Origin of the sequence: Commensalibacter melissae, from assembly GCF_009734185.1 — a bacterium.
Lineage (GTDB): Bacteria > Pseudomonadota > Alphaproteobacteria > Acetobacterales > Acetobacteraceae > Commensalibacter > Commensalibacter melissae.
In genome coordinates this window covers 499641-511122 of record NZ_CP046393.1, presented here as the reverse complement: position 1 = coordinate 511122, position 11482 = coordinate 499641, and the positions used below count along the sequence as shown (strand labels likewise).

General features: G+C 35.8%; 8 protein-coding genes, 1 tRNA gene and 1 riboswitch. Of the genes, 2 read left to right on the top strand and 7 right to left on the bottom strand.

The features are described from left to right. Positions 1-27 precede the first annotated feature (27 nt). On the bottom strand, positions 28-930 hold the full coding sequence (locus tag GN303_RS02320) for an aldo/keto reductase (RefSeq protein ID WP_110438640.1): 903 nt from the start codon (positions 928-930) through the stop codon (positions 28-30). Between the two features lie 322 nt (positions 931-1252). Here GN303_RS02320 and rdgB point away from each other — a divergent pair, with 322 nt between their 5' ends. Next, on the top strand, positions 1253-1858 hold the full coding sequence (gene rdgB / locus GN303_RS02315) for an RdgB/HAM1 family non-canonical purine NTP pyrophosphatase (protein WP_110438639.1): 606 nt from the start codon (positions 1253-1255) through the stop codon (positions 1856-1858). Positions 1859-1903: 45 nt separating this feature from the next. Here the strand turns inward: rdgB and GN303_RS02310 are convergent, their stop codons facing one another. The 6 genes from GN303_RS02310 to GN303_RS02285 form a co-directional block, all read right to left on the bottom strand. Further along, entirely contained in the window at positions 1904-4516 is a 2613-nt protein-coding gene (locus GN303_RS02310) for an MMPL family transporter (protein WP_110438638.1), read from the bottom strand. A gap of 458 nt (positions 4517-4974) precedes the next feature. Beyond that, a complete protein-coding gene (ribH, locus tag GN303_RS02305; protein WP_110438637.1) occupies positions 4975-5451 on the bottom strand; it encodes a 6,7-dimethyl-8-ribityllumazine synthase in 477 nt (158 codons plus the stop codon). Positions 5452-5492: 41 nt separating this feature from the next. After that, the gene (gene ribB / locus GN303_RS02300) at positions 5493-6770 is read right to left on the bottom strand and encodes a 3,4-dihydroxy-2-butanone-4-phosphate synthase (protein ID WP_110438636.1); all 1278 of its coding nucleotides are present in this window, start codon (positions 6768-6770) and stop codon (positions 5493-5495) included. Then, a complete protein-coding gene (locus GN303_RS02295; RefSeq protein ID WP_110438635.1) occupies positions 6752-7387 on the bottom strand; it encodes a riboflavin synthase in 636 nt (211 codons plus the stop codon). Before GN303_RS02295 ends, ribB begins: the two co-directional genes overlap by 19 nt. Further along, positions 7369-8493, bottom strand: coding sequence for a bifunctional diaminohydroxyphosphoribosylaminopyrimidine deaminase/5-amino-6-(5-phosphoribosylamino)uracil reductase RibD (ribD, locus tag GN303_RS02290; protein ID WP_230882825.1), 1125 nt, complete (start codon positions 8491-8493; stop codon positions 7369-7371). The genes GN303_RS02295 and ribD overlap by 19 nt, the downstream gene beginning before the upstream one ends. Positions 8494-8576: 83 nt before the next feature. After that, positions 8577-8731, bottom strand: a riboswitch (FMN riboswitch). Positions 8732-8851: 120 nt separating this feature from the next. After that, complete coding sequence (locus GN303_RS02285) at positions 8852-10510, bottom strand: ribulokinase (protein ID WP_110438988.1); 1659 nt, start codon at positions 10508-10510, stop codon at positions 8852-8854. A 203-nt stretch (positions 10511-10713) separates the two neighbouring features. Between GN303_RS02285 and GN303_RS02280 the strand changes: the two genes are divergently transcribed. Further along, a tRNA-Thr gene (locus tag GN303_RS02280) sits at positions 10714-10788 on the top strand. Positions 10789-11482: the final 694 nt, after the last annotated feature.

The window sequence follows — 11482 nt, the reverse complement described above, 5'->3', positions numbered from 1 at the left end:
CAAGAATATGTCGATCTTTTATTCAGTTTACAAATATAATTTTGCAGATTTTTTTTGTTTATCCCAAATCTTTTTCCCCTCCAAATCAAGTTTTGTCCATTCATCATCCGTCAAATTAACATTCACCGCTGCTGTATTTTCCTCTAAATGTTGAACGGAACCCGTTCCGGGAATGGGAACAATGATTTTTGAACGTTTTAATAGCCAGGCCAACGCTATCTGACGGGCTGAGGCGTGTTTTTTGTTCATAATTTCTTCAAGAACAGGACCAGTGAATTTCACCCCCTGTTCCAAAGGTGCATAAGGTATGAAAGCGATATTATTTTCATCACAAAAATCAACAACGGCTTCTGATTCCCGATTAACCAGATTATATTTGTTCTGAACGGAAGCAACCTTGAAAAATTTTGACGCACGTTTAATCATCCCTACAGATACGGCAGATAACCCAATATGACCGATTAATCCCTCCTGCTGCATTTTGGCGATAGCTTCAAACTGTAATTCCGGAAAAGTATCTTCCCCCACACGATGCAATTGCCATAAACGGATTTGATCCAGTTTTAGACGACGCATACTCATTAAAACACATTGACGTAAATAATCTGGACTGCCAATGGGTCGCCAAATATCCGGCCCATGCCGAGTGTGCCCCCCTTTTGTGCCAATCAATAAATTTTTCGGATAAGGATAAAGTGCTTCGCAAATTAATTCTTCGCTGATAAAAGGACCATAGCTATCTGCCGTATCGATAAAATTAATCCCCAATTCTAACGTACGATATAAAGTTGCAATAACTTCCTTACGATTTTCAGGTTCCCCCCATACACCTTTACCAACAATACGCATCGCACCAAATCCCATTCGATTGATCTTGATTTGGTGATCAAATTGAAAATTACCCGCTAAAGCCGCATCAATTGACTGCATTCTTTTTTCCTATCATAGATCATTCATTAATTATTAAAAATAAATGATTTATAAAATAAATACCACTTTAGAAAAATAAATTATCTATCAGAATGATATAAAGTAATATTTTTAATAATGAATTTTATCTATTCAGTATGAAATTTTATTAGATCATATTAAAAATAATTGTCGCAATAAATCTTGAGATATTATTTTATTGTACATTAAATCATAACCTTATATTTATTCTAATTTTAAACAAATTATTATGGCATTATAATTTAATCAGAGATAATTCTCATTTAAACATATTTAATTTTTGAATGATGAAAGAATTTAAATGTTTTCGCTTCCACCTAAAATTATTCCTGATACAGAACTTGTTCTCGCCACCCATAATCCAGGCAAGGTAAAGGAAATTCATCAATTACTTTCCAATTTTTCATTAAGAATTCATTCGGCAGGTGAACTTAATCTGACAGAACCTGAAGAAACAGGGACAACCTTTCATGAAAATGCCCGTTTGAAAGCTTTACAAGCCAGTTATGCCTCAAACATGATTGCATTGGCAGATGATTCCGGTTTTTGCCTTAATGGATTGAATGGGGATCCTGGTTTATATTCTGCTCGTTGGGCGGGACCCCATAAGAATTATTCTATGGCCATGCAAAAAATGCATGATAAATTACAGTCCATTCCTGATAAATCGGCTTATTTTATCTGTGTGTTATCCCTTGCATATCCAAACGGTAAAACATATGAATTTGAAGGAAAAGTTGACGGTAATTTTATTTGGCCTCCACGTGGACAATACGGTCATGGATATGATCCCGTTTTTCAACCATTAAATAACCCGTTAACTTTTGCAGAAATGACTGATTCGAAAAAAAATTCAATTAGTCACCGTGCTCTAGCTTTTCAAAAATTCATTCAGGCCTGTTTCTAACCCTTACCTCTATATAATCTATTGGAATGAAACATCCCAATAGATTTATTCCCTATCGATATCCCGTTTGGGTAATAACGCAGGAACAAATATTAATGTCGCCACCAATGTACATCCTAGAGATATCAATAGTAATAACCCCATACTCGCTGTTCCAGGATGGGCTGAAGCTGCCAAAGATCCAAAAGCCGTTCCAGTTGTTAAAGCTGAAAATAGAACCGCTCTAGCAGTTGGCGATGATAAGGGATTCGATAGTCCTTCACGCCAATTCATTACAAAATAGATATTAAAGGATACACCAACTCCAAGTAAAAGCGGTAATGTAATGATATTGGCAAAATTCAAAGGCTGATCGATTAAGACAATCACAATAATTGTCATAAGTCCTGACAATATCAAAGGCATTAATACAAGACACATATCCAATATTCGACGTAATGCGATAAATATAATGATGGCCAAAGTTATTATCGCCATAACCGCCGCGATAATAAAAGCATGAACCACTGTATTTGCACTTTCTATGATATCAACGGAAGTTCCGGCCGCTTCAGGAGCAACGGAACGAATTTGTTTAACAAACGTTGCAATTTGTTCATTATCAAGATTTGTGCCTTTTGGATAAATCTCTATCCTGTATAATCCATCTTTTGTTCGATATTCATTTGCCAAATCTTTGGGAACATCAGTTAAAGAAACGGCTGATGGCGTTAACATAATTTCCAGATGGTGCAATTGAAAACCAAGAAAACGAACCAGATCATCATTGATTTTCATGAGGTCATTATCAGACATACTGACAATTTTTTGCAATGCAAGACGTATTCTTTCCAATGGACTATCAGACGTCAGTATATTTTGCACCGAATTGAGTTTATCCAACATTTTCTGCATAGACTGACGTAATTCCAATGCTGATGGTCTGGATTTGATTGATGTGTTTGACAAAGTGTTTAACAAGACCGACGCTGCATCCCTGATCATTGGAATTTTAATTTTTTGATCCTCCGGAACAAAAGATCCAAGCCAAATAACATTTTGCACTGAAGAAAGCTGACCAATCTGATCTACGAGTTTTTTTGCCTCTTCAGGAGATTTAGCCATTACATCTGCTGTATAAGGATTAGTATTCGGATCATTCATCAATAGCTGTAAAGCCTTCATCCCTTCAGAATGGGTATCCTTGGTATGAAATGGGTCTGCATCAAAGCTGACCTTTTGATCAACCAGAAAGAAAATGCCGATAACAGCAATCACTGCATAAACAGCAAGGATATACCAACGATAATGTCGAAATTTATTATCCACACTTTTCAATCTGGGAAAACCAGCCATAGCTTGAACTATTTTTGGCTGTAAAATTGTTAACATGGCTGGCAAAAGTGTTAACGTGCAGATCAAGGCAATAATCATACCCGTGCCAGCAATTAAGCCAAGCTGCTTAACCCCAACAAAATTTGTCGGAGTAAACGCCAAAAAACCTGCTGCTGCCGCAACAGAAGCTGTAAATATCTGATGACCTGTATCATATCCTGTTTTAGACAATGCCAATAAAGTTGATTGCCTTTTATTGGTATTGTCATCCGCTTGAATATCTTGCCCCCTGAAACGAACAGAAAACTGGATTGCGAAATCAACAGCAATACTGACAAACAAAATTGCGAAAGAAACGGATATAAGGTTTAACGTGCCCACCGCAATTGAAGCAAAACCTGTTGTAAGAATCAAACCGATCAATAACACATATAGTATGGGTAAAATAATACGCCAGGTTTTTACTGCAAGGAATAACCAGCCCGCAACCAATACAAAAGAGGCAAAAAGACCGAGAACCATGCCATCCATGACCGTGGAAAATTCCTCGTCATTGATTTTTGCATCTCCTGTAATATGAATCTTCACATCTCCTCTTTGAACATATGATATGGAAGAAATTGCTTTTTTTAATGACGCAACAGCCTCCCCTGAAGGTTGCAAGGAGGTTAAATCCATTTTTGGTTTTGCCACTACGATTTGATATCGACCAGCCAAACTTGAAAGTTCTCCAGAAAGACTTTTCTCCCATGAAAAAGGTTCAAAATCTCTTTGTGATGCTTTCTCTAATGTTTTAGCAAATCCATTTAATTCATTTTTATACTGTTCCAGATCAACCTGATTTTCCTTAATACCTTCTACAACCATACCCAACGTATCAAATAATCCTCGTGCAGAAGTATCCGCGGCAAGACTACTCAAAAAAGGTTGTGCACGAATTATTGTATTCAATGTTTGATCCAACACTGGAGGATCAAGGAACATCAATCCGTTTTTAACAAGAAAAGGATTATTTTCTGGTGAACTAGCAAAATAAAAATGTTTTTTATCCTGATTTAACTGATTAACAAGGATTTCTGCACTTAATTCCCTTTCTTCCGGAATTTTGGCCTCAATAATCGCAACTAAAATTCCCTCTCGATTTGGGAAATTCTTTCCCATCCAGTCCGATCGCTGCTTCCAAGGCATTTTCGTGGAAAACATCTTGGTAGTATCAGTAGTTATATCCAGTTTCTTACTTGTTACAAAAATAGATACAATTGCCAGCAACAGATAAACTATAAAAACAAGCCATGCATGACGTGAGCAAAATTCAACAATCCGTCTAATCAATGCAGAAACCATTCCGGCAACACATCCTTTTCGTACAATACAGAAGAATTCAAAACTCTATAGATTTATAAATATGTTATATCTTTTAATTGATACAATAGAAGAAAATAGCTTTCATCTAAAAGCATTCAACATCCATTATATAAATCAATTTTGTAACAACTTATAAAAAAGGAATAACAATTCAGAAATTTTCATTATGATTCGATTTCAATATTCTGAATTTTAAATTATTAACTCTTCCATATGACAAATTCTTCTGGCAGTTTATTTTTTTTAAAACTGAAAAACATAACTACTCCTTTTTTTTATATATTTAAATCCCAAAAATAATAAAAATTCATTCAAAATATAATCAATGTTATGCAATTAATAATTATTCTTAATTGATATATAAAAAGTGCAGCTTTTTTCTTTCTCGATAATTGTATCATGCCAATTACCGAGAAAAAATTAAATGATTGAAAAAATTAAATTTTTTGTAATAAAGCCAAACTTTCAATACAGGCTGCCACAGCCTCGCGACCCTTATTCTCCTTATTTTCTTCAGAACGGATTTGTGCCTGTTCCGAAGTATAAGTGGTTAAAACACCAAAACTGATAGGAACTTCTGTATGCAAACTGGCCTGCATCAATCCGATAGTTGCACCCAGACTGATAAATTCAAAATGCGCTGTATCTCCCTTAATGACACACCCCAAACATACAACACCATCATATTTACCTGACTTGGCCAGTTTTTGTGCGATTAAAGGCAATTCAAAAGCTCCAGGTGCATAATATAAATCTTCTTGATAAAAAAGAATTTGATGTTCAGACAACCATTCCTGTGCCCCTTGACACAATCCATTCGTTACTATTTGATTAAACCGACTAACCACTATTGCAATCCGTGGTGGCTTGGAAAATGAAAATTTCTGTATTGATTGAGGAGCTTGTTTTATCATGTAAAAACCTTTATTCACTAGTTATAAACTCTAACTGAAATTTATATTTCAGATAAATGGGTTAAAAGATGCCCCATACGATCTCGTTTTGTTTTTAAATACTGACTGTTAAAAGGATTAGCATCAATTTCCAATGAAACACGATGACGAATTTCAAAACCCTGTTTTTTTATCATTTCAACCTTGCTCTTGTTATTCGTCATTAAATTTAAAGATTTGATACCAAGTTTTCTTAAGATGGCACCAGCAACTTTCCAGTCACGCATATCAGTCAAAAAACCCAATTGATGATTCGCTTCGACCGTATCAAACCCTTTTTCCTGTAATGCGTAAGCCTCAATCTTATTAAAAAGCCCTATTCCACGGCCTTCATGACCGCATAAATATAACAGAACACCACATTCGGATTCACCAATCATTTTCAAGGCCTGATGTAATTGGGGACCGCAATCACATCGCAAAGAACCAAACACATCCCCTGTCAAACATTCTGAATGCAGACGAACCAAGGGAATTTGTTCATTGGTTTGATGAAATGGAAAGTCCCCTTTCATAACGGCCAGATGTTCATTACCCTTCAAATCTATGAATGCCTGAACCTTAAAATCCTCTCCACCATAACAATTGGGTAAATAGGCTTTTGTTCCCGCTTTCACCAATGAAGATACGGAATCCAATTTTTTCGCGTCATACAGTCCACGCCAACGTATAATTTCAGCAATTGTAACGATTGGAATACCATATTTTTCAGCAAACTGACGAAGCTCCGGCATTCTTGCCATTGATCCATCATCTTTGACAATCTCACAAATTGCGGCAATAGGCTTCAATCCAGCGATTTTTAATAAATCAATTGAGCCTTCCGTATGTCCATTTCTGGATAAAACACCATTAGGATCGGCAATTAAGGGAAAAACATGACCGGGACAAATAATATCCTGCGCAGTGACGTCATCCCTTGCAACCACTTCAAAGGTCTTTGCACGATCCGAAGCAGAAATACCTGTTGTAATGCCCTTTTTTGCTTCTATAGAGACTGTAAAAGCTGTCTCATGTGGTGAGGTATTGTGTTGAACCATTAATGGTAAACGAAGTTTCTGCGCCAGCTCACGTTGTAAAGGCATACAAAGTAAACCTTTGGCATTCGTAATCATAAAATTAACGATCTCAGGCGTTACAAATTGCCCGGCAGCAACTAGGTCACCTTCGTTTTCACGTCCCTCATCATCAACCAACAAAACCATCTGCCCATTTTGCAAGGCAGAAACAGCACGTTTCAATTCCGCACTTAAAGTTTGATTCACTTTTGAACTTGACATAGATTTTCCACGTATTTTGAAATGATATCAACCTCAATATTGACAATGTCATCAACCTTTAACAAACCGAGCCGTGTATGATTCCAAGTATGCGGAATAATCATCAAATCAATCAAGAACTCATTTATTCCGTGATTTTCTTCGGCTGTTTCTTTTATCCCGTTAATAGTTAAACTGACACCATCTATGGCTATTGAACCTTTTTCCACAACATACTTACGTAATGAAGAAGGTAAAGCGACAAATAATTGATGTGCCTCACCTTTCTGTTCAATTTTGAAAATACGGCCAGTTGCATCTACATGCCCCTGAACAATGTGACCAGAAAGCCGGGTGGAAGGTGTTACGGCCCGTTCCAGATTTACTTTCATATTTTCAATTAAAACATATAGATTTGTACGATCTAAAGTTTCTGAACTGATAAAAAAGGAAGCTTCATCATTCGTACCTAGTTTTGTCACCGTCAAACATACACCATTTACGGCAACACTTTCACCAAGAATCAAATCTGGTATACCAGTTTTAATCTTAATTTCCATAGCTTGAATTTTTAAATCCTGCTTTTCATATTTAACAGCTGAAACAACACCAAGAAACTCTATGATACCAGAGAACATAATGTGCCCTCCTTTCTTTTCGAAAAGTCAACAAAATTGAAGTGGGATAAAAGTAATCGCGTAGGTGAAGCAAGGTGGTTAGAAATTAACTTTAACTGATCATCCCCTTTATTTTGTTTTCGAAATATAAGCCATTCATCCCAAAGTTTCTTTTGACGAATGACTTGCAATAACTGTGGCCCTCCTTCAACCATCCCCCACAATATATTATGATTATGTAATAAATATGGTAGATCATCAATTTTTGAACATGTAACAAGAGAAAAATTATTTTTTTCAGCATTTTTGATATAATTTACGGGGACAATTTCCTCTAGAGGCTTTTGCTGTTTAGTGCAAATAATCAACAAGCGTTTTCGATCCGGGTGATCAGGGACATAGCGCACGGTGAAAGAGGGATTATCCTCTTTAATTGTATTCACACCTGTTATAATCGCCTCAGTTCCACGCCGCAATTGATGAGCCTGACATAGGGATGTAAAAGAGGTGAATGTCTTTTTCCCTATTGGTGGGATCATGGAGCCTGCAACATCAAGAGCTTGTTTAACCGTTATCCAGGCTTTCCCTCTTGTCACAGATTGAATAAACGGAGCAATAAGATCCTCACATTTTTTTTGCCAGTAAAGAGATTTTTTACCGCAAAGATCTCTTAACAAAAAAACTTCTTTGCCGCCTTGTCTTAACCGTTCATTACCAGCACCACAAACATTAGGATTGGGATCAGCAACTCCCACCCATATACGACGAGCCGGAGTTCGCAATAATGATTCAGAACAAGGTGGCGTACGCCCTATATGATTGCAGGGTTCTAACGTTACTATAACATCATGAATTTTATTCCAAACACCTGCAACACGACATTGCCGCAATGCCAACGCCTCGGCATGTAGCTTACCTGCCTCATGATGGGCTGCAGTAGCAAGGATTTTACCCTGTTGATCTAAAATTACACATCCAACAGGAGGATTAGGCGCTGTCTGCCCAACATAAAGTAAAGCTTCGCGTATAGCATATGAAAAAGCATTAGAGATTGCTTCGGGTAAATCAATTCCCTCATTCATTTTTAATTGTTCAGCCTGTGAAACCGAACCTAAGCGTGCTTGCATTTCTAGTTCCTATCTCTAGACGCACGCGGGCACTCCATAACATACCTTCTTCACGTTATTAACGAAACGTAAAAGGTAAATTATATCGTTCTTTCTCATCCGGACTGTAACCGTCGGCTTTGGAATCGCACCAAAATCTGCTTGACCCTGCATTATTACAATACAGGCGCTCACGGGCTTAAGAACAAGATATTCTCTTACCGTCGGTGAGGAATTACACCTCGCCCCAAGAACGTCGTTATTTAATTATCATCCATTTACTGGACATCATTAAGATAAGCATTTTCATTCTTGTAATCAAGTTTTTTCAGGATAAACACCCATTTCCTCAATGATAAATATTTTTTGATACTTAATTTTATACATATTGTCTTTCCGAAACCCTAGCCCATTGTTGATACTGACCGTATATCCGTTCGTATTGTTCAGATAAATGCAAATCAGGTTTATAGATCTTGGATATAGGACTGGACATATGGTGCTGAGCTTCCAAAACTGAAGAATACACCTTTGCAGCTACGGCCCCTAAAATGGCGCCCCCCAAAGCGCAACACTGTTCAGAGTCTGACACTTTTATTTCACGTTTCATAATATCGGCACATGTCTGCATTATGATTGATGATTTTTTAGCAATTCCGCCAATTGCAATAATTGTGTTAATAGGTATATCCTGTTCTACAAAACATTCCATAATAGCCCTTGCACCACAAGCAGTGGAAACTATCAAGCTTCCAAAAACCGCAACTGCATCAGTGGCCAATGTTAATCCTGTAATTGTTCCTTTTAAACGCTGATTGGCATAAGGTGTTCGACGCCCATTAAACCAGTCAACTGCAATCGGTAAATATTCTAGATTCTTATTTTTATACCATTCTTCAGCTAGATTATTTAGCAAATCATGCTCAATTTCATAAAATTCTTGCAAATGTGTAAAATTATTACGTGCATAGAATTGCAAGGGCCAGCCTAAAAAACGTTGAAACCACGCAAAAATATCACCAAAAGCGGATTGTCCCGCCTCGAAACCGATATATCCCGGGACAATACTACCATTAACCTGTCCGCATATCCCCTTGATAAACCTACCTTTTACCTGCTCATTTTCAGCCGTTAACATATCACAAGTTGAAGTTCCTATGACCTTTACCAGACTATAGGGTTTAACACCCGCACCTATTGCACCGACATGGGAATCAATTGCCCCGCCTGAAACCGTCACATTTTCGTTTAAACCAAGTTTTTCCGCCCACTCCTTTGTTAACTTGCCAACAGCCATATCAGCAGTATAAGTCTCTTTAAATAACGGATAGGGTAATTCTTCAACCAGTACAGGATCTAGGTCTTTAAAAAACTCATAGGAAGGCAAACCGCCCCATTGTTCATTCCAAAGGCATTTATGACCAGCCGCACATCTGTTTCTTTTAATTATATGGGGTAAGGTTGTGCCTGTCAGCAACGCGGGAATCCAATCTGAACATTCAACCCAAGATACTGTGGCTTTTTTAACAGCCTCGTCATTTCTGAAACTATGCAAAATTTTTGACCAAAACCATTCTGATGAATAAACCCCTCCACATCCTTTTAAAAAAACAGAATATGCTGGTTTTTGACATAATCGATTAATTTCTTCCGCCTCTTCAATAGCGGTATGATCTTTCCATAAAATAAACATTGCATTTGGATTTTCTGAAAAATCAGGCCGTAACGCAAGAATTTGACCATGCCTATCTAATGGTGCAGGACTGGATCCTGTCGCATCAACTCCAATTGCAACAATATTTTTAGCAACACTACCCAATTGTTTTACGACTGAGCAAACAACCTCTGTTAATGATTCCATAAAATCCAGAGGATGTTGCCGAAATTGATTTAGAATAGGATTACAGAACAACCCCTTTTTCCAGCGTGGATAATATGTGATACTTGCTGCAAGCTCTTCACCATTTTGACAATCTACAGCCAGAGCGCGAACGGAATCGCTACCAAAATCAAGACCTATTGCAATTTTATGAGGCATATATTGTATATCCATGGAAAATAATTGGAAAACAAAACTGTTTTCATATAATCCCCCTTCACTTCATGATTATCAATTTAATTTCAAGCAATCAAAAAAAATTGATTTTTATTATAAAAATTAAAAATATTAACTTTTTTGTATTTTTTTCTTGAAATTAAATCTAAAATCAGGCATAGAACTGCACGTGTTGATTGTATATTGCCGGATTAGCACAGTGGTAGTGCAGCGGTTTTGTAAACCGAAGGTCGGGGGTTCAAATCCCTCATCCGGCACCACAAACATAACAAAATCGATATGTGGAAATTTAATATAGTGTGATCAATTATAGTTCACCTAACAATTTATTATAGAAATAAGTTATTATTTCAACGTGTAAAAAATTATTGATCAATATAAACAGCCAATAATTTTGTATATCTTTTATTCGCTACCAAATTTAATAATAATCAATAAGCATTGTATAATTGATTAATCATAATTTACAGTTATATTTACATGTTTTGTGAACATTTTATCCATTGTTCAAGACAATATTCTATCAAAAAATTATAATTTCATTTAACATGAATTAGAATTATTATTTATTCAAATAAATATATATTTATTCTTTATTATTGTCATAAAAATTAATTATTATTAAGTAATAAATATAACGATATATAAATTATTGACTATTAGTATTGATATTCACAATTAATTTTGCTAGATTGATTTAGGTAAGGTAAAAAAGGCCTTTATTTCTAAATAAAAATTATTTAAAACCTTTTGAAATTTTTAGTTAGATGTTGTGTCAATAATAAAGGAGGTAATTCTTTTTTTACCTTACCTTATTGATTATATACATTTTATATAAAAAAATCTATAAAAATCATACATAAAATAATTATTTTTAAATTATTAATCTAATAATTTCTTTTATATTATTTAATTAATATTACATATTTTATGTTTTATATTCATAGATTATTT

Excerpts from the sequence above, each read along its gene's own strand:
- rdgB (WP_110438639.1), top strand. The coding sequence starts at position 1,253 with ATGTTTTCGCTTCCACCTAAAATTATTCCTGATACAGAACTTGTTCTC.
- ribB (WP_110438636.1), bottom strand. The coding sequence starts at position 6,770 with ATGTCAAGTTCAAAAGTGAATCAAACTTTAAGTGCGGAATTGAAACGT.
- ribH (WP_110438637.1), bottom strand. The coding sequence starts at position 5,451 with ATGATAAAACAAGCTCCTCAATCAATACAGAAATTTTCATTTTCCAAG.
- GN303_RS02320 (WP_110438640.1), bottom strand. The coding sequence starts at position 930 with ATGCAGTCAATTGATGCGGCTTTAGCGGGTAATTTTCAATTTGATCAC.
- GN303_RS02285 (WP_110438988.1), bottom strand. The coding sequence starts at position 10,510 with ATGCCTCATAAAATTGCAATAGGTCTTGATTTTGGTAGCGATTCCGTT.
- ribD (WP_230882825.1), bottom strand. The coding sequence starts at position 8,493 with ATGCAAGCACGCTTAGGTTCGGTTTCACAGGCTGAACAATTAAAAATG.
- GN303_RS02295 (WP_110438635.1), bottom strand. The coding sequence starts at position 7,387 with ATGTTCTCTGGTATCATAGAGTTTCTTGGTGTTGTTTCAGCTGTTAAA.
- GN303_RS02310 (WP_110438638.1), bottom strand. The coding sequence starts at position 4,516 with ATGGTTTCTGCATTGATTAGACGGATTGTTGAATTTTGCTCACGTCAT.